Source organism: Companilactobacillus versmoldensis DSM 14857 = KCTC 3814, assembly GCF_001434295.1.
Taxonomy (GTDB): Bacteria; Bacillota; Bacilli; order Lactobacillales; family Lactobacillaceae; genus Companilactobacillus; species Companilactobacillus versmoldensis.
In genome coordinates, this window is the sequence record NZ_AZFA01000023.1 from 1 (window position 1) to 17,815 (window position 17,815).

At 38.7% G+C, this 17,815-nt stretch carries 34 protein-coding genes; all 34 read right to left on the bottom strand.

Annotation, left to right across the window (positions count from 1 at the left end; all coding sequences use genetic code 11):
- Positions 1-77: 77 nt before the first annotated feature.
- The 34 genes from rpsI to rplC all read right to left on the bottom strand — a co-directional run bounded on the left by rpsI (position 78) and on the right by rplC (position 17,810).
- Positions 78-470, bottom strand: coding sequence for a 30S ribosomal protein S9 (gene rpsI, locus FC27_RS09590; protein ID WP_010624892.1), 393 nt, complete (start codon positions 468-470; stop codon positions 78-80).
- 13 nt (positions 471-483) lie between these two features.
- Complete coding sequence (gene rplM / locus FC27_RS09595) at positions 484-927, bottom strand: 50S ribosomal protein L13 (protein ID WP_010624893.1); 444 nt, start codon at positions 925-927, stop codon at positions 484-486.
- Between the two features lie 125 nt (positions 928-1,052).
- Positions 1,053-1,799: a tRNA pseudouridine(38-40) synthase TruA gene (gene truA, locus FC27_RS09600; RefSeq protein ID WP_010624894.1), complete on the bottom strand. Its 747-nt coding sequence runs from the start codon at positions 1,797-1,799 to the stop codon at positions 1,053-1,055.
- Positions 1,800-2,597: an energy-coupling factor transporter transmembrane component T family protein gene (locus FC27_RS09605; RefSeq protein WP_010624895.1), complete on the bottom strand. Its 798-nt coding sequence runs from the start codon at positions 2,595-2,597 to the stop codon at positions 1,800-1,802. It abuts the gene before it with no gap.
- A complete protein-coding gene (locus tag FC27_RS09610; RefSeq protein ID WP_010624896.1) occupies positions 2,598-3,452 on the bottom strand; it encodes an energy-coupling factor ABC transporter ATP-binding protein in 855 nt (284 codons plus the stop codon).
- Complete coding sequence (locus FC27_RS09615; protein ID WP_029508207.1) at positions 3,428-4,258, bottom strand: energy-coupling factor transporter ATPase; 831 nt, start codon at positions 4,256-4,258, stop codon at positions 3,428-3,430. Before FC27_RS09615 ends, FC27_RS09610 begins: the two co-directional genes overlap by 25 nt.
- A gap of 151 nt (positions 4,259-4,409) precedes the next feature.
- The gene (rplQ, locus tag FC27_RS09620; RefSeq protein WP_010624898.1) at positions 4,410-4,790 is read right to left on the bottom strand and encodes a 50S ribosomal protein L17; all 381 of its coding nucleotides are present in this window, start codon (positions 4,788-4,790) and stop codon (positions 4,410-4,412) included.
- Positions 4,791-4,817: 27 nt separating this feature from the next.
- Positions 4,818-5,759: a DNA-directed RNA polymerase subunit alpha gene (locus tag FC27_RS09625; RefSeq protein WP_010624899.1), complete on the bottom strand. Its 942-nt coding sequence runs from the start codon at positions 5,757-5,759 to the stop codon at positions 4,818-4,820.
- Positions 5,760-5,822: 63 nt separating this feature from the next.
- The gene (gene rpsK / locus FC27_RS09630) at positions 5,823-6,209 is read right to left on the bottom strand and encodes a 30S ribosomal protein S11 (protein WP_010624900.1); all 387 of its coding nucleotides are present in this window, start codon (positions 6,207-6,209) and stop codon (positions 5,823-5,825) included.
- 16 nt (positions 6,210-6,225) lie between these two features.
- The gene (gene rpsM, locus FC27_RS09635; RefSeq protein WP_010624901.1) at positions 6,226-6,591 is read right to left on the bottom strand and encodes a 30S ribosomal protein S13; all 366 of its coding nucleotides are present in this window, start codon (positions 6,589-6,591) and stop codon (positions 6,226-6,228) included.
- Positions 6,592-6,613: 22 nt separating this feature from the next.
- The gene (gene rpmJ, locus FC27_RS09640) at positions 6,614-6,730 is read right to left on the bottom strand and encodes a 50S ribosomal protein L36 (RefSeq protein WP_010624902.1); all 117 of its coding nucleotides are present in this window, start codon (positions 6,728-6,730) and stop codon (positions 6,614-6,616) included.
- A 33-nt stretch (positions 6,731-6,763) separates the two neighbouring features.
- Positions 6,764-6,982, bottom strand: a complete 219-nt coding sequence (gene infA, locus FC27_RS09645; RefSeq protein ID WP_010624903.1) for a translation initiation factor IF-1 — start codon at positions 6,980-6,982, stop codon at positions 6,764-6,766.
- Positions 6,983-7,084: 102 nt separating this feature from the next.
- Positions 7,085-7,738 carry an adenylate kinase gene (locus FC27_RS09650; protein WP_010624904.1) on the bottom strand — a complete coding sequence of 218 codons (654 nt, stop codon included), beginning with the start codon at positions 7,736-7,738 and terminating at the stop codon, positions 7,085-7,087.
- 24 nt (positions 7,739-7,762) lie between these two features.
- Entirely contained in the window at positions 7,763-9,058 is a 1,296-nt protein-coding gene (gene secY / locus FC27_RS09655) for a preprotein translocase subunit SecY (protein WP_010624905.1), read from the bottom strand.
- Entirely contained in the window at positions 9,059-9,499 is a 441-nt protein-coding gene (gene rplO, locus FC27_RS09660; protein ID WP_010624906.1) for a 50S ribosomal protein L15, read from the bottom strand.
- 30 nt (positions 9,500-9,529) lie between these two features.
- Positions 9,530-9,715, bottom strand: a complete 186-nt coding sequence (gene rpmD, locus FC27_RS09665) for a 50S ribosomal protein L30 (RefSeq protein WP_010624907.1) — start codon at positions 9,713-9,715, stop codon at positions 9,530-9,532.
- Between the two features lie 17 nt (positions 9,716-9,732).
- The gene (rpsE, locus tag FC27_RS09670) at positions 9,733-10,233 is read right to left on the bottom strand and encodes a 30S ribosomal protein S5 (protein WP_010624908.1); all 501 of its coding nucleotides are present in this window, start codon (positions 10,231-10,233) and stop codon (positions 9,733-9,735) included.
- An 18-nt stretch (positions 10,234-10,251) separates the two neighbouring features.
- Entirely contained in the window at positions 10,252-10,617 is a 366-nt protein-coding gene (gene rplR / locus FC27_RS09675; RefSeq protein ID WP_029508208.1) for a 50S ribosomal protein L18, read from the bottom strand.
- 16 nt (positions 10,618-10,633) lie between these two features.
- A complete protein-coding gene (gene rplF / locus FC27_RS09680) occupies positions 10,634-11,164 on the bottom strand; it encodes a 50S ribosomal protein L6 (RefSeq protein WP_010624910.1) in 531 nt (176 codons plus the stop codon).
- Positions 11,165-11,193: 29 nt separating this feature from the next.
- The gene (rpsH, locus tag FC27_RS09685) at positions 11,194-11,592 is read right to left on the bottom strand and encodes a 30S ribosomal protein S8 (protein ID WP_010624911.1); all 399 of its coding nucleotides are present in this window, start codon (positions 11,590-11,592) and stop codon (positions 11,194-11,196) included.
- Between the two features lie 28 nt (positions 11,593-11,620).
- Positions 11,621-11,806 carry a type Z 30S ribosomal protein S14 gene (locus FC27_RS11655; protein WP_010624912.1) on the bottom strand — a complete coding sequence of 62 codons (186 nt, stop codon included), beginning with the start codon at positions 11,804-11,806 and terminating at the stop codon, positions 11,621-11,623.
- A 15-nt stretch (positions 11,807-11,821) separates the two neighbouring features.
- Positions 11,822-12,364 (bottom strand): 50S ribosomal protein L5, encoded by a 543-nt coding sequence (gene rplE / locus FC27_RS09690; RefSeq protein ID WP_010624913.1) that lies wholly within the window; start codon positions 12,362-12,364, stop codon positions 11,822-11,824.
- 16 nt (positions 12,365-12,380) lie between these two features.
- Positions 12,381-12,665 carry a 50S ribosomal protein L24 gene (rplX, locus tag FC27_RS09695; RefSeq protein ID WP_010624914.1) on the bottom strand — a complete coding sequence of 95 codons (285 nt, stop codon included), beginning with the start codon at positions 12,663-12,665 and terminating at the stop codon, positions 12,381-12,383.
- A gap of 32 nt (positions 12,666-12,697) precedes the next feature.
- Positions 12,698-13,066, bottom strand: a complete 369-nt coding sequence (gene rplN, locus FC27_RS09700; protein WP_010624915.1) for a 50S ribosomal protein L14 — start codon at positions 13,064-13,066, stop codon at positions 12,698-12,700.
- Between the two features lie 31 nt (positions 13,067-13,097).
- On the bottom strand, positions 13,098-13,370 hold the full coding sequence (gene rpsQ, locus FC27_RS09705; protein ID WP_010624916.1) for a 30S ribosomal protein S17: 273 nt from the start codon (positions 13,368-13,370) through the stop codon (positions 13,098-13,100).
- A gap of 23 nt (positions 13,371-13,393) precedes the next feature.
- On the bottom strand, positions 13,394-13,588 hold the full coding sequence (rpmC, locus tag FC27_RS09710; RefSeq protein WP_010624917.1) for a 50S ribosomal protein L29: 195 nt from the start codon (positions 13,586-13,588) through the stop codon (positions 13,394-13,396).
- Positions 13,578-14,009: a 50S ribosomal protein L16 gene (gene rplP, locus FC27_RS09715; protein ID WP_010624918.1), complete on the bottom strand. Its 432-nt coding sequence runs from the start codon at positions 14,007-14,009 to the stop codon at positions 13,578-13,580. Before rplP ends, rpmC begins: the two co-directional genes overlap by 11 nt.
- 3 nt (positions 14,010-14,012) lie before the next feature.
- Positions 14,013-14,687, bottom strand: a complete 675-nt coding sequence (gene rpsC / locus FC27_RS09720) for a 30S ribosomal protein S3 (protein ID WP_010624919.1) — start codon at positions 14,685-14,687, stop codon at positions 14,013-14,015.
- 17 nt (positions 14,688-14,704) lie between these two features.
- Positions 14,705-15,058 (bottom strand): 50S ribosomal protein L22, encoded by a 354-nt coding sequence (gene rplV, locus FC27_RS09725; RefSeq protein ID WP_010624920.1) that lies wholly within the window; start codon positions 15,056-15,058, stop codon positions 14,705-14,707.
- 19 nt (positions 15,059-15,077) lie between these two features.
- Positions 15,078-15,362 carry a 30S ribosomal protein S19 gene (gene rpsS, locus FC27_RS09730; RefSeq protein ID WP_010624921.1) on the bottom strand — a complete coding sequence of 95 codons (285 nt, stop codon included), beginning with the start codon at positions 15,360-15,362 and terminating at the stop codon, positions 15,078-15,080.
- A 34-nt stretch (positions 15,363-15,396) separates the two neighbouring features.
- Complete coding sequence (gene rplB / locus FC27_RS09735; protein WP_010624922.1) at positions 15,397-16,230, bottom strand: 50S ribosomal protein L2; 834 nt, start codon at positions 16,228-16,230, stop codon at positions 15,397-15,399.
- 16 nt (positions 16,231-16,246) lie between these two features.
- Complete coding sequence (gene rplW, locus FC27_RS09740) at positions 16,247-16,534, bottom strand: 50S ribosomal protein L23 (RefSeq protein ID WP_010624923.1); 288 nt, start codon at positions 16,532-16,534, stop codon at positions 16,247-16,249.
- Positions 16,534-17,157 carry a 50S ribosomal protein L4 gene (gene rplD / locus FC27_RS09745; RefSeq protein ID WP_010624924.1) on the bottom strand — a complete coding sequence of 208 codons (624 nt, stop codon included), beginning with the start codon at positions 17,155-17,157 and terminating at the stop codon, positions 16,534-16,536. Before rplD ends, rplW begins: the two co-directional genes overlap by 1 nt.
- Positions 17,158-17,174: 17 nt before the next feature.
- Positions 17,175-17,810 (bottom strand): 50S ribosomal protein L3, encoded by a 636-nt coding sequence (gene rplC / locus FC27_RS09750; RefSeq protein ID WP_010624925.1) that lies wholly within the window; start codon positions 17,808-17,810, stop codon positions 17,175-17,177.
- Positions 17,811-17,815 lie beyond the last annotated feature (5 nt).

Sequence of the window (17,815 nt, forward strand, 5' to 3'; positions counted from 1 at the left end):
ACGATTTGACTTAGAGCCAATTAAAAAAACACCCATCCATAAGGATAGGTGTACAAAATGTAATATTCGAGATTGTATTAACGTTTTGAGAATTGTGAAGCTTTACGAGCTTTCTTAAGACCTGGTTTCTTACGTTCCTTCATACGAGGGTCACGTGTTAAGAAGCCGGCACTCTTAAGTGCAGATCTGAAATCAGGATCTACGTTTAGAAGTGCTCTAGCAATACCATGTCTGATTGCTCCAGCTTGTCCTGAGAAGCCACCACCATTAACGTTAGCAATAACGTCGTAGTTAGCGCCTGTTTCAGTAATGTCCAAAGGTTGTTTCATATCAGCAATCAAATTGTCGAAAGGAATGTAATCTTTGACATCACGTTTGTTGATAGTAATCTTACCGTTTCCTGGAACTAAACGAACACGTGCAACTGAATCTTTACGACGGCCTGTTCCAGCATAATTTACTTCTGCCAAAATGTTTTCCTCCTTAAACTAGTTTGTTGATATCCAACATTTCTGGATTTTGTGCTTGGTTGCCATGTTCTGAACCTGCATAGATATGCAACTTCTTGATTTGTTGACGTCCAAGACTGTTGTGTGGCAACATGCCGCGAATAGAATCTTCAATAAATAGTTCTGGTGTCTTATCTCTCTTTTCACCAGCGCTAATGCTCTTCAACCCACCTGGGTGGTCTGAATGAGTATAGTAGATCTTTTTCTTAGCTTTCTTACCTGTTAATTTAACTTTTTCTGCATTGATGATAATAACATTATCACCTGTATCAACGTTTGGTGTGTATGTTGGCTTGTTCTTACCTCTAAGAATAGCTGCAACAACTGATGAAATTCTACCAAGAACTACGTCAGTTGCATCAACCACATACCATTTACGATCAACTTCATTTGCTTTTGCTAATGGTGTTGTACGCATTTGTTTTCCTCCAGTTCATTGTCTGTTTGACACTCAATAAGATTCCGGGGCTTATCGTGGGGCAAACAATACCAGCTACAATAATACTTGGTATTACCCGATAAGTCAACATCAGAAACATGATTTTAATCATAAAAAACTTTTTTTAAATAAAGTCCATTGGCTGGTGCTGTTCCACGTGCCTCTTGACGATCCTTGACTTCAAATAATCTAATAAAGTCATGGACCGGACGTCTACCACTACCAATTTCTAAAACAGTAGCAACTAATATGCGAACCATATTATATAAGAATCCATTGCCAGTAAATTCAAAAACCAATTCATTCTCATCTGGTAAGTACTTAACTTGAGCCTCATAGATCGTCCTGACCTTGTTTTCGATCACGCCACCAGATGCAGCAAAACTCGAAAAATCATGCTCACCTATCAAATCCTTCAAGGCGGTTTGAATCTTTTCGAGGTCATAAGAATAAGAATAATGACCAGCATAGAATCTTTTGAATGGATCCGTATAATGTCCACAATCAACACGATATAAATAAGTCTTACGTTTGACGCCGTAACGAGCATGGAAATCTTCGTCGACAATCTGTGAGTCTTTGACCACGATATCTAAGGGCATCAATGAATTGATAGCCTTCAGCATATTTTCAGCGGGAATATACCCAGGATAGTCGAAATGGATAACTTGTCCATAGGCATGCACACCAGCATCCGTACGACCGGAACCTACAAGAATGATTTCTTTTCCCTTAGTCATCTTCGATAAAGCTTTCTCAATTACGCCCTGAACTGTTCTTAAGTTCGGCTGACTCTGAAAGCCGTGAAACTTTGCACCATCATAAGCGATGGTCAACTTGTATCTTGTCATTTAGTAACTCCGTAAGAATAATAAAATAATCGTCACACCAGCCATGAAAACAATCGTCCAATTGTCACGCATCGACCACTGCAAAACACGATATTTGCTCCGGCCTTGTCCATCTTTATAACCACGTGACTCCATAGCAATGGCTAAATCGTAGGCAATCGAAAAACTGCTGACGAACAGTGGGATCAAGATCGGCACGAATGCCTTGATCCGTTTGATCAATCCACCTTCACCAAAGTCAACGCCACGAGCTCTTTGTGCATCCATGATCTTCGTTGTCTCATCGATCAATAACGGCACGAACCGTAATGCAATCGACAACATTAAAGCTACCTGTGTAACGGGGAATTTAATGACCCGTAAAGGTTTTAAAATGCTCTCGATTGAATCTGATATCTCGATTGGTGTCGTCGTCAAAGTCAACAACGTCGATATAAAAATAATTAGGATAAAACGCATGAAGATGTATGTGGCAATGACCAAGCCCTCTTTGGATAATGTCAGAAAACTCCAATGCCAAATTGGGTGATTGCTTGGAGTAAAGAAAGCTTGCAGCACAACCGTGAACAGGATCAACCAAAACATCGGTCGCAATCCCTTGATGAAAAATATGAAATTCACCTTTGAAACCAGGACAGCAAATAAGACAAAAACCATCAAAAATGCGTAAGAGGCCACGTTATTGGCTAAAAATACTATTCCAATGAAGTAAAAAGTAATTAGAAATTTAACCCGGGGATCTAATCGATAGATCAGCGAATCCCCCGGCAAATAGCGTCCTATTATTAGCTTGTCCATTTAATCACCGTGAATTTGTTGTTTTATTTCAGTAGTTAGTTCACTGATTGTAATTGGTAACTGATCAAAATGAAAATTCTTTGCCTGTAATTTTTGGGCAAAAATGGCACTCTGAGGTAAAGTTAAATAATTCTTATCCAACAGCTCTTGATCATTGAAAACTGCCTTAGGAGTTCCAGAGGCCACGATCTGACTATCATGCATGACCATCATCTCATCAGCATAGTTAGCCACATCATCCATGTTGTGAGTGATCAAGATAATTGTTTTGCCATTTTTTTGTTGCTCTTTAAACAAATCCATAATTTCCTTACGACCAACTGGATCTAATCCTGCAGTTGGCTCATCCAAAATAATGGTTTCCGGATCACTGGCAAGTACACCAGCAATCGCAACACGTCTCATTTGGCCTCCTGAAAGGTCAAATGGCGATTTTTGTAAATACTCAGAACCAAGGCCAACAACATCAATCATCTCTTGTGCAGCCTCTTTAGCGTCTTTTTCAGGTACCCCAAAATTCTGTGGCCCAAACATGATATCTTTTTCAACGGTATCTTCAAATAACTGGCTTTCGGGAAATTGAAATACCATACCAACATTTTTACGTAATGGCTTAAGATTCTTGTTGTTGGTTTCAGAAGTGATTTTTCGCTCGCCGACTAATATCTCGCCACTAGTGGGTTTCAATAAAGCATTGATATGCCGAACTAAAGTTGACTTCCCACTACCAGTTTTTCCAACAATAGCGGTAAATTTACCGCTATTGATCGTACAGGATACATCAGCTAGTCCTAAACCTGACATAGGATTATTAGATTCATATGAATGAGTTACGTGTTTGAATTCAATTTGCATAATTGATCTATTAATCCTTTCTCGTCAATATAGCCTTTAAAGTCGATAACATCAGTCAAGTTCTCGGCCACGAGATTGGTGAATGGCTCTTCCAACCCATACTCCTGTAATTGTCCTCTTAAATTGTACAGCTCAGCAGGAGTCGTATCCTTAACGACCTTACCAGAGTTCAATACTATAATTCTATCAGAAAGTTGTGTCTCTTCAATATCATGAGTAATGGAAATAACTGTTAGATCTTGTTTAGATCGTAATTCTTCAATCAAATTAATGACAGTTTTACGCCCATCGGGATCCAACATGCTAGTCGATTCATCCATAATAATGATTTGTGGTTGAATGGCCAAGACACCGGCAATCGCCACACGCTGTTTTTGCCCACCAGAAAGAGACTGTGGGTCACGCTTTTTATAATCTTGCATATCAACCATTGCCAATGCTCGATCAACAGACTCGACCATTTGTTCACGTGGCATACCTTGATTTTCAAGTCCAAAAGCCACATCATCTTCGACAGTGGCACCAACAAATTGGTGATCAGGGTTTTGAAAGACGATGCCTATCTTCTTTCTTGCCTCCCAAATTGTTTGTTCATCTGAGATTACCCCATCAATAGCGATCGAACCGGACTCGGACTCTTCCAGCCCATCGATCAATCTAGTCAACGTAGTTTTTCCACTACCATTTTTTCCAACGATTGAAAGCCATTGGTTTTTTTGAATGTCTAGGCTGATTCCATTTATTGCATATACCTCAGAACCAGGATACTTATAATAAACATCTTTGATTGAAATTATATTTGTCATCTGTTCACCTTTTAGGTAAAAAAAAATCATTCGACAAATTAGTGTCCCCGTTTCCAAGGATCTCAGAGATAGACTTAGTTACCAAATAACCATCATCTTAACACTCACTAATTTATCAGAATGACTGATTTTTTATTAATGAAACTTATTATTAAACTAATTCAATAATAACCATAGGTGCAGCATCGCCACGGCGTGGTGCAGTCTTCAAGATACGTGTGTATCCTCCGTTACGTTCTTTGTAACGTGGGGCAATATCACTGAATAACTTTTGAAGTGCTGATTGAACAACAACTGCATCATCATCTTCAGTAATGTTGGCAACTTCATCTCTAACGTATGCAGCTGCTAAACGACGTGCATGCAAGTCGCCACGTTTACCTAAGGTAACCATTTTTTCAGTTGTACGGCTGATTTCCTTGGCACGAGTTTGAGTTGTAACAATACGTTCATTAATGATTAAATCAGTAGTTAAATCGCGTAACATTGCTTTTCTTTGAGAACTTGTACGTCCTAATTTACGGTAGCCCATGTGTTTACCTCCTGTTTGAATTTGATATTAATCTTCTTGCTTTAATGATAATCCAAGATCGGAAAGCTTCTCTTTAACTTCAACCAATGACTTACGTCCTAAGTTACGAACACGCATCATATCAGCTTCAGTTTTTTCAGTAAGCTCTTGTACCGTATTAATACCGGCACGCTTCAAACAATTATATGAACGAACTGATAAATCAAGTTCTTCAATAGTCATCTCAAGCTTCTTTTCTTTTTGTGTTTCTTCTTTTTCAATCATCATGTCGGCACTTTTAGCTTCTTCGGTAAGATTTACAAAACTTGTTAAATGTTCTGTAAGGATCTTAGCAGACAAACTAATAGCTTCTCTAGGACCAATGGAACCATTTGTCCAGATATCGATTGTCAATTTATCGAAGTCGTTTCTTTTACCCACACGAGTATTTTCAACTTGATAGTTAACTTTTTCCACGGGAGTGAAAATTGAGTCAACAGGTAAAACACCAATTGGTGTTTCGTCGGTTTTATTTTGTTCTGCAGGAGTATATCCACGACCATTTGTAATTGTCATTTGCATATGGAAATGTCCACCCTCAGCGACTGTACAAATATATTGTTCAGGGTCAAGGATCTCTAAATCATCGTCTGCTTGAATATCTTTTGCAGTAATAGTAGCAGGACCAGAGATATCGATCTCAGCCTTTAAACTACCTTCTTCTGCATAAGACTTCAATGAAAGTTTCTTAATGTTCAACACGATTTGTGTGACATCTTCGATAACACCATCAATTGCAAAAAATTCATGCAAGACACCATCTATTTGAATATCAGAAACCGCTGTACCAGGTAATGATGCAAGTAAAACACGACGTAAAGAATTACCAAGTGTTGTACCGTATCCTCTTTCTAACGGTTCAATAATATATTTACCATGATCATTACTTTCTTCAACAGGTGTAATGGTTGGCTTTTCAAATTCGATCATTCGGTTAGTTCCCCTTTCAAAACGAAATGTGTGTAGCTTAGTTCATATGGGTATAAAACCATTCTATACACGACGACGCTTTGGAGGACGTGAGCCATTATGTGGAACTGGTGTGACGTCGCGAATTGCAGTGATTTCCAATCCAGTAGATTGTAATGAACGAATTGCGGCTTCACGACCAGAACCAGGTCCTTTGACAGCTACTTCAACTGTTTTCATACCATGTTCCATTGATTCTTTAGCAGCTGCTTCTCCAGCCATTTGTGCAGCAAATGGAGTTGACTTACGGCTTCCCTTGAATCCAAGTGCACCAGCAGATGACCATGAAACGGCATTACCGTTAACATCAGTGATCATAACTAGTGTGTTATTGAAAGTTGAATGGATATGAGCAACTCCAGCTTCAATATGTTTCTTAGTACGGCGTTTACGACCTTTATTTTGTGCCATGAATTAACCTCCTATCCTACTTTTTCTTACCGGCAATAGAAACTTTCTTGCCTTTACGAGTTCTAGCGTTATTCTTTGTGTTTTGACCTCTAACTGGTAAACCACGACGATGTCTCATACCACGGTATGAACCAATTTCTTGAAGTCTCTTAATGTTCATGCTTGTCTCACGACGCAAGTCACCTTCAACAGGAATCTTGTCGATTTCTGAACGGATCTTTTCTTCTTGGTCAGGAGTTAAATCTCTAGTACGGACGTCTTCTGAAACGTCAGCATCTTTAAGCACTTTTTGTGCAGTAGTATTGCCAATACCAAAAATGTAAGTTAAGGCAATAACGATTCTCTTATCACGAGGTAAATCTACACCTGCTATACGAGCCATTTAATTGCACCTCCTATTTATATTATCCTTGTCTTTGTTTGTGTTTTGGATCTGCAGAGCAAATAATCATAACGCGACCGCGTCTCTTGATTACTTTACAGTGTTCACACATAGGTTTAACGGATGGTCTTACTTTCATATTGTGGAACCTCCATTCCATTAAAATACTTTATTATCTATATCTATATGTAATTCTTCCCTTGGTTAAATCATAAGGTGACAATTCAACAGTGACCTTATCGCCGGGCAAAATTCTAATATAGTGCATACGGATTTTACCTGACACATGGGCTAGAACTGTAGCGCCATTTTCAAGTTTCACCTTAAACATTGCGTTTGGCAATGTTTCTGAAATCGTACCTTCTACTTCAATGACATCATCTTTTGCCAAAGATATTAACCTCCAATGATAATCGGGATAAATTCATTTGCGTACAGCGCAAAATTATACAATATTCCACGCAAAAAGTAAACAAACGAATGCTAAAAAGTCTTACAGACTTTGTAAAACCTTTTTAACTTCTTTATACACATCATCAATTTCTTGCTCACCATTGATCTTATGTAACAAGTTCAACTTATCATAAAAATCAATTAGTGGAGTATTCATTTCGATGTTAACTTTTAATCTGTTCTTAACTGTCTCAGGTTTGTCATCGTCACGTTGGTAAAATTCATGACCACCGCAAACGTCACAAGTTCCTTCAACCTTTGTTGGATTATAGATTTTGTGATAAGTTGCGCCACAATTTTTGCAGATATAACGTCCAGATAAACGTTCTACAAGAACTTCTGGTTTAACATCTATATATATTACACCATCGATCGGCTTATTTACATTTTTTGCAATTGTCTGTAAAGCATTTGCCTGATCAATTGTTCTTGGAAAACCATCTAGCATGTATCCACTCTTTTGAACATCGTCTTTGCCTAAACGTTCTTCAACAATCGACTCTGTTACTTCATCGGGAACTAACTCACCTTTGTCAATATATGCTTTCGCATCAAGTCCAACTTTTGTTTTGTCAGCCATAGCCTGTCTAAACATATCGCCAGTTGAAATATGGGCAATATCAAAATCTTCAACAATTTTTTCTGCTTGTGTACCTTTACCAGCACCAGGCAATCCCATCAATATAATGTTCATTCTTTACATCTCCCAACAATCTACTTATCTGATAAACCCAACGTATTCACGTTTCATCAATAGACCTCTTAATTGACGATCCATCTCAACTGTAACACCAACGATGATAAGTAAACTTGTACCACCTAGACCAATAGATTGAGGTAGGCTGAACAAGTTAGCTGCAAGTAATGGCAGTAATGAAACCAAACCTAAGAAGATTGAACCTACTGTAGAAAGTCTAAGTAAGACACCATTCATAAATTTAACAGTTTCATTTCCTGGCCATACAGCTGGAATATATGCACCTTGTTTTTGTAAGTTTTCTGATAACTTTTCAGGATTTACTTGAACGAATGCATAGAAGAATGTAAATAACACAATCAACAACGTATAAAGTAGTGATCCTGTAGTTGTTTGCATACTGAATATTTCTGATAGTACTTGGTACCATGAATCTCCACTATGATTTGCTTGGAACGCCATCAAAATTGTTTGAGGTGTCACAATAAACGAACTAGCGAAGATAACTGGAATAACACCAGCGACGTTAACTCTTAGTGGTAGAAAGCTTTCGCTACCACTACCAGCAGCACGTCTTGTATATTGAATTGGAATTCTACGAGTTGCTTGTTGTACATAAGTAACAAATTGAACAACTATCAAAATGAGAATTACTAATCCAACGATAAAACCAATATTTTTAGCAAGGTCGCCTGCACCAGCATTTTGAATATAATCACGGTAAATTTGGTAAATTCCTTGAGGGAATCTAGCAACAATACCTGCGAAGATAATCACTGATACACCGTTACCCAAACCTTTATCAGTGATTTGCTCACCGATCCAAGTCAGTAACATTGTTCCACCAGTAAGGATAATACCGATAGTAATAAATGCTTGAGCATTAGGAGATTTAACAAGTCCTAAACCACTCAAAGTATTAAAACCAGCAGTAATACCGATTGATTGAACAAATCCTAACACAATCGTTAAATATCTTGTTACCTGGTTCAGTTTTCTACGACCAACTTCACCTTGTTTACTCCATTCAACAAACTTAGGAACGATATCCATTTGTAACAATTGGACAACGATTTGAGCAGTGATGAATGGTGATACACCCATTGAGAAGATGGAGTAGTTTGATAAACCACCACCAGTAACTGTATCAAGCAATGGAACTAGGCCAGTAGAACTGACCTTGTCCATTGCTGCGGCGTTAACACCTGGTACAGTAATTTGTGATCCCAATCGATAAATCACAAGTAACATAAGGGTAAAGAAGATTTTTTGACGAATTTCTTTAACCTTTAGAGCATCTCTGATAGTTCTAAACATTTAGATCACCTCGACCGAGCCACCAGCAGCTTCAATAGCTTTGGTAGCGGCGTCAGAGCTTTTAGCAACCTTTACAGTTAACTTAGCTTTTACTTCACCATTGGCAAGCAATTTAACACCGTTAAATTCTTTTTTAACGATTCCAGCTTCCTTCAATGTTTGAAGATTTACTTCAGCACCATCGCTGAACTTGTTCAAGTCTTTAAGGTTTACGATCGCATATTCTTTGCGGTTGATATTCTTAAATCCACGTTTTGGCATACGACGGAATAAAGGCATTTGTCCACCTTCGAAACCGAGACGTGTCTTACCACCTGATCTAGCTAATTGACCTTTTTGGCCACGACCAGCAGTCTTACCAACACCACTTGAAGTACCACGACCTAAACGTTTTCTAGAATGTCTTGAACCTTCACTAGGTTTAAGTTCATGTAGTTCCATTCTTGCACCTCCTAATCTATGAATGAATTATTAATCTTTAACTTCTTCAACACTAACTAAATGAGCAATTTTTAACACAGCACCGCGAATTGCAGGATCATCCGGCTTAACAACAGAACTATTAACTCTTCCGAGTCCTAGTTCTTTAACAGTTTTACGTTGAGCAGGAAGGCGGTGAGCTGCACTTCTAATAAGAGTAATCTTAAGTTTAGCCATTATTACACACCTTTCTTCTAGTTACGCAAGTTTTGCGCTGAAACTCCACGCATGTCTGAAACTGTTTCAGCTGTCTTAATTTGTTTTAGTCCTTCGATTGTTGCACGGATAACATTGATTGGTGTGTTTCTTCCAAGTGATTTACTTGTTACATCACCAACACCAGATAATTCCATGACGGCACGAACTGCACCACCAGCGGCAATACCAGAACCTTCAATAGCAGGTTTCAACATAATCTTACCAGCACCGAATCTACCAATTACTTCATGAGGAATTGTTGATCCGACCATTGGTACGTTGATTAAGTTTTTCTTAGCATCTTCAACAGCTTTACGAATAGCTTCAGGAACTTCTTGAGCTTTACCAGTTCCGAAACCAACATGGCCATTTTTGTCACCGACGATTACGATGGCTGCAAAACGTAGACGGCGTCCACCTTTAACAACTTTAGTAACACGGTTGATTGAAACAACGCGATCTTCTAACTCTAATTGAGTTGGGTCGATATATGTCATAAGTTTGGTTTCCTCCTTCTAGAATTTTAGCCCATTTTCACGAGCTGCATCAGCAAGACTTTGAATACGTCCATGGTATAAGTAACCCGCACGATCAAAGACTACGTCACTGATTTTAGCATCTTTTGCTCTTTGTGCAATTAATGCACCAACAGCAGAAGCTTGTTCAACTTTTGAACCATCTTTAATTTCTTTATCAAGAGTTGAGGCACTTGCTAGCGTTACACCCTTTACGTCATCAATTACTTGAGCGTAAATGTTTTTGTTCGAACGGAACACATTTAAGCGTGGGCACTCAGCAGTACCAGAGATTTTGGCACGAACGCGCTTTTGGCGTTTTTGACGTGCTTTGTTTTTGTCTGGTCTTGTAATCACAATTTTCACCTCATAGATTTATTTACTATTTACCAGTTTTACCTTCTTTACGACGTACATATTCGTCAACATAACGAATACCTTTACCTTTATAAGGTTCTGGAGGACGTACATCGCGGATCTCAGCAGCAAATTGACCAACGCCTTGCTTACTGATACCTGAAATATTGATTTCAGTATTTGATGGTGATTCGATCTTGATGCCTTCTGGAGCATCCATATCAACAGGATGTGAGTAACCAACTGTAAGAGTAAGTTTTGTACCCTTAACTTGGGCACGGTAACCAACACCTCTAAGTTCAAGTTTCTTCACAAATCCTTCTGTTACACCAACAACCATATTGTTAAGGTTAGCGCGCATTGTTCCGTGAAGAGCTTTATCATTTTCGCTTTCACGTGAGAACTTAGCTTCGTTACCTTCGATTGTAAGCTTGATAGCTGGATTAAAATGTCTTGTTATTTCACCCTTAGGGCCTTTAACAGTAATGTTTTCATCTTTTTGTGTAATTGTAACTCCTTCTGGAATTTCAATTACTTTTAAACCGATACGACTCAAATTCGTGCACCTCCTTATCTTCTAAAATATTACCAAACGTAAGCGAGAACTTCTCCACCAACGTGTTGTGAACGAGCTTCTTTATCAGTAATTACACCTTTTGAAGTTGAAATGATAGCAATACCAAGTCCGTTAAGAACCTTTGGTACATTATCAGCATCAACATAGCTACGTAGACCAGGTCTTGAAATACGTTTCAAGCCAGAGATAACGCGTTGTTGATCTTGTCCATATTTAAGGAAAATACGAAGTACACCTTGTTTGTTGTCTTCAACGACTTCGTAGTCCTTGATAAATCCTTCGTTTTTCAAGATCTCTGTCATGCTCTTCTTAATGTTTGAAGCAGGCACTTCAAGAGAATCATGTTTAACCATGTTTGCGTTGCGGATACGTGTTAAGTAATCTGCAATAGGATCTGTCATTACCATTTAATTTACCTCCTTTTTAATGTTAATCTTACCAACTAGCTTTTCTCATACCAGGAATTTGACCCTCATGAGCAAGTTGACGAAGGCAAATACGGCAAAGCTTGAATTTGCGATAAACAGAATGTGGACGGCCACAACGTTCGCAACGTGTATATTCTTGTGATGAGAACTTGGCTGGTCTATGGTTACGTACTATTTGAGATTTCTTAGCCAATTTAATGACCCTCCTTTATTTTGTAAATGGCATTCCAATTTGTGTGAGAAGTTCACGTGATTCTTCATCTGATTCGGCTGTTGTAACAATAACAATATCCAAACCACGAATCTTGTTTACTTTATCATAATCAATTTCTGGGAAAACCAATTGTTCTTTTAGACCCAATGTATAGTTTCCACGACCATCGAATGAACGTGTGCTGATACCACGGAAATCACGAACACGAGGTAAAGCAACGTTGATCAATTTGTCTAAGAAGTCATACATACGGTCACCACGCAATGTAACTTTAGCACCGATTGACATGCCTTCACGAAGTCTGAAACCAGCGATTGATTTCTTAGCTTTTGTGATCAAAGGCTTTTGACCAGCAATCAAGCCCAATTCTTCAACGGCTTCGTCAAGATTTTTTGAGTTAGCAATTGCATCACCAACACCCATGTTAAGAACGATTTTTTCGATCTTAGGTGCTTGCATAACAGATGTGTAATTGAATTTTTCCATCATTGATGGTGTGATGTCTTTTACATATCTTTCTTTTAATGCATTAACCATTTAGTTTTCTCCTTTCTTACTTATCTTCTTTTTTATCAGTTGATTTTGTTGATTTTTTGGCTGTAGTTGTCTTTTTGGCTGAGCCCTTAACAACTTTAACGTTTGTTACATTAATTGGTCTTTCAACATCAATGATTCCACCTTGTGGTTGTGTGTTCGTTGGTTTTGAATGCTTCTTAACCACATGAACACCTTTAACGATGACCTTGTTTTCAGCAGGCAAAGCTTTTAACACTGCACCTTGCTTACCTTTATCATCACCAGTGATGATTTCGACATTGTCTCCAGTTTTTACAAACACTATTCAGCACCTCCTGAATTTAATTGTTCTTTTTATAGCACTTCTGGTGCTAGAGAAACGATCTTCATATAATCGTTATCACGTAGTTCACGAGCAACAGGTCCGAAGATACGAGTTCCTCTAGGTGTTTTATCAGCATTAATAATAACTGCAGCATTTTCGTCAAATCTGATGTAAGAACCATCTGTACGGTGTGCACCTGATACAGTTCTTACAATCACGGCTTTAACAACGTCACCCTTTTTAACAACGCCACCTGGTGTTGCTTGTTTAACAGTAGCAACAATCACATCACCAATATTGGCAGTTTTACGGTTTGATCCACCGAGAACTTTAATAGTTAGAATTTCACGAGCTCCAGAATTATCTGCAACTTTTAGACGGCTTTCTTGTTGAATCACTTATTAGTCCTCCTCTCATCAGTATTTAATACTAGATAATAACTGCTTTTTCGACGATTTCTAATAAACGGAAGCGCTTTGTCTTAGACAAAGGTCGAGTTTCCATAATACGAACAACATCGCCATTTTTAGCTTCGTTCTTTTCGTCTTGAACGTAGTACTTCTTTGAGTATTTCACACGTTTGCCATAAACGGGGTGCTTCTTGTAAGTTGAAACTTCAACAGTAATTGTTTTGTCCATCTTATCTGAAACAACGCGTCCTTGGTATACTTTACGATTGTTACGAGTTTCTTTTTCGCTCAACGTGATATCTCCCTTCCTGTTTATTATTTTTCGTTATTTACTTGATTTTGAACAGTTCTTAATCTAGCAATATTTTTTCTGACAGCTTTGAGACGAGCTGTGTTTTCCAATTGACCAGTAGCTTGTTGGAAACGAAGGTTAAATAATTCTTCTTTGTATTGCTTTACTTTGTCTTGCAACTCAGCAGCAGTTAGCTCTTTGATTTCACTAGCCTTCATCAGCGCCACCTACTTTCTCTGCTTTCACGAACTTAGTTCTGACAGGGAGTTTGTTTGATGCAAGTCTTAAGGCTTCACGAGCTACTTCTTCAGGAACGCCACCGATTTCAAACATGACTTTTTCACGTTTAACAACGGCAACCCATCCAGCAGGAGCACCTTTACCAGAACCCATACGAACACCAACACCCTTAGCAGTGTATGATTTGTGAGGGAAGATTTTAATCCAAACCTTACCACCACGCTTCATGTAACGAGTCATAGCAACACGAGCTGCTTCGATTTGTCTATTTGTGATCCAACTTGAATCAAGTGCTTTCAAGCCATATTCACCAAAATCGACGTTCTTGCCACCTTTTGCTTCTCCGCGCATCTTACCACGGAATTCACGACGGTGCTTTACACGCTTTGGTACTAGCATAGATTATTCTCCTTTCCCTTCATTATTGTTTGAATCATTATGTTGTGGTTTTGCAGGAAGAATTTCGCCACGGTAGATCCAAGTTTTTACACCGATGTTACCGTATTGAGTCTTTGCTTCAACCCATGCATAATCAATATCTGCACGTAATGTGTGTAGAGGAACAGTTCCTTCTGTATTCCATTCTCTACGAGCCATATCGGCACCGTTCAAACGGCCAGAAATTTGGATCTTGATACCTTTTGCACCTGCACGACGTGAACGTTGAATAGCTTGACGCTGTGCACGTCTGAAAGCGATACGTGCTTCAAGTTGACGCACAACGTTTTCACCGACAAGTTTAGCATCTAAATCAGGTTTCTTAATTTCAATGATGTTAATATGAATGTTTCTGTTAACTAATTTATTTAGTTCGTTACGTAGTTTTTCAACTTCAGAACCACCTTTACCAATTACCATTCCTGGCTTAGCTGTGTGGATTGAAATTGTGACATTCTTTGCTGTACGTTCAATTTCAATTCTTGAAACTGAAGCATTTGAAAGTCTGTCTTCAATATACTTACGAATCTTAAGATCTTCATGTAAGAATTTTGAAAAATCTTTTTCTGCATACCATTTGGCATCCCAGTCACGGATAACACCTACACGGAATCCGACTGGATTAATCTTTTGACCCACTCAAGTTACCTCCAATACTAATCTTTTTCTGTTACTACAACTGTAATGTGACTTGTTCTCTTGTTGATTGGTGATGCTGAACCTTTAGCTCTAGGACGGAAACGTTTTAGAGTTGGTCCTTCGTCAACGAATGCTTCGCTAACTACTAGGCTTTGTGCATCTAAATCAAAATTATGTTCTGCGTTTGCAATTGCTGACTTAAGAGCTTTGGCAATAATAGGAGAGCCTGCTCTAGGTGTAAATTGCAAAATTGCAAGTGCCTCGGCAGCATTTTTGCCTCTTATTAAATCAATAACAAGGCGGGCCTTACGAGGTGCAATTCGAACATTTTTCACTCTGGCTGTTGCAGATGTAATTTCTTGTTCTGCCATCATTTAGTCTCCCTTCTTGTTACTTAGCTACTGCTGTTTTCTTATCGTCAGTTCCATGTCCATGGAATGTACGTGTTGGTACGAATTCGCCCAACTTGTGTCCAACCATATCTTCTTGGATATAAACTGGAACATGCTTACGCCCATCATGAACTGCAATAGTGAATCCTACGAAACTAGGAAAAATTGTTGAACGTCTTGACCATGTCTTGATAACTGACTTCTTTTCTGAATCAGCTTGTGCATCGATCTTCTTTAGAAGATGTGCATCAGCAAATGGTCCTTTTTTTAAACTACGACTCATCTTATGTCCTCCTTATATTATTCTTGCGAAATGATTACTTACCTTTTCTATGACGAACGATAAGCTTTTCAGATTTGGCATGTGATGAACGAGTTTTCTTACCCAAGGTCTTCTTACCCCATGGTGATAATGGTGATGGATGACCGATAGGAGCTTTACCTTCACCACCACCATGTGGGTGATCGTTAGGGTTCATAACTGAACCACGAACTGTAGGTCTGAAGCCCATCCAGCGTTTACGTCCAGCTTTACCAATCTTAATTAATTCATGTTGTTCATTACCAATAGCACCGATACTTGCACGGCATGTTGAAAGAATCATACGTACTTCACCTGAAGGTAAACGTACTAATGAGTACTTGCCATCTCTACCAAGCAATTGGATAGATGTACCAGCAGAACGGCCTAATTGACCACCTTTACCAGGCTTTAACTCAACATTATGTAAAACAGTACCTACTGGAATGTTTTCAAGTGGAAGAGCATTTCCTGGTTTGATATCTGCATCAGCACCTGATTGAACTTTTTGTCCAACTTCAAGGCCCTTTGGAGCTAAGATATATGATTTAACACCATCTGAATAGTGTAGCAATGCGATGTTAGCTGTACGGTTAGGATCATATTCGATAGCCTTAACTGTTGCAACTACATTGTCTTTTGTACGTTTGAAATCAACCAAACGGTAATGTTGCTTATGACCGCCACCACGGTGACGAACAGTAATGTGACCGTATGAGTTACGACCGGCAGTATGACTTTGTGAATCTAACAATGTCTTTTCAGGAGATTTCTTAGTAATCTCGGCAAAGTCAGAAGCAGTCATATTACGACGACCGTTTGTGGTTGGTTTATACTTGATAATCGCCATTATGTGTCCTCCTTAATTATTCTTCATCAAAAATCTTAATTTCATCTGAATCTTCAGTAAGAGTAACAATAGCCTTACGACGTTTTGCTGTAAAACCAACATAACGGCCTTGGCGTTTCTTCTTACCAGAAACATTCATAATATTTACTTTTTTAACTTGTACGCCAAAAATTTCTTCAATAGATTGTCTAACATTAACTTTGTTTGCATCAAGAGCTACATCAAATGTGTATTTCTTGTCTGCCATTGAATCCATTGAGTTTTCAGTAACAACTGGGCGAATAATTACGTCTCTTGCACTCATTATCCAAGCACCTCCTCAATTTTAGAAAGTGCTGCTTGTGTAACTACTAATTTCTTAGCATTGATAACATCAAGAACGTTAACACCTTCTGGTGCAACAACTGTAACTTTATCAATATTGCGAGCTGATAAAGCAGCATTGTCATTTCCGTCCTCAAGAACTACGAGAGCCTTTCCATCTGCACCTACTTGATTAAGTAATTGTGCAAATGATTTAGTACTTGGCTTGTCGAATGAAATTGAGTCGATAACGATCATGTTACCATCAGCAGCTTTTTGTGAAAGTACAGACTTCAATGCTAAACGGCTAACTTTTCTAGGAAGATGGTATGCGTAAGATCTAGGTGTGGGACCGAATACAGTACCACCGCCAACCCATTGTGGTGAACGGATTGATCCTTGACGAGCACGACCTGTTCCCTTTTGACGCCATGGTTTCTTTCCACCACCACGTACTTCAGAGCGGTTTTTAACATCATGTGTACCTTGTCTTAAGGTAGCACGTTGCATGATTACAGCATCTGTAACTACATTATTGTTTGGTTCAATACCAAAGATTGAATCATTGGCTTCAACAGTACCATTTTCAGCACCGCTGTTCTTATATGCTGTGATTTTTGTCATAACTCAGTTCCTCCTTCCTATTTTGTATTAGCTTTAACAGCTGTTTGGATTTTAACTAGTGAATTGTTTGCACCAGGGACATTACCCTTGATCATGATGGCATTCTTATCTGCATCAACTTTAACAATTGCTAAGTTTTGTGTTGTCACGCGATTGTTACCCATAACTCCGGGAAGCATCTTACCTTTAAATACACGGTTGATGATGGCACCCATTGAACCAGCAACACGGTGATATCTAGAACCGTGAGTTTCTGGACCTCTAGCTTGACCAAATCTCTTAATGTTACCTTGCATTCCATGTCCCTTAGTTGTACCTGTAACGTCGACAATATCACCTGAATTGAATGAATCTACTTTAACTTCTCCACCTAATTCGTAGTCTCCCATATTAACGTCGCGGAACTCGCGAGTATAATGTTTAGGAGTTGTGTTTGCCTTTTCTGCATGACCTTTGGCAGGCTTGTTAGTCAAAACTTCACGACGGTCTTCAAAGCCAAGTTGTACAGCTTCATAACCATCAGTTTCGTTTGTTTTCACTTGTGTAACAACATTAGGTGTTGCTTCAACAACTGTAACAGGAACTAATTCGCCGTTTTCAGTGAAAATTTGAGTCATTCCAATTTTCTTACCAAGAATTCCTTTTCTGGCCATGTTTG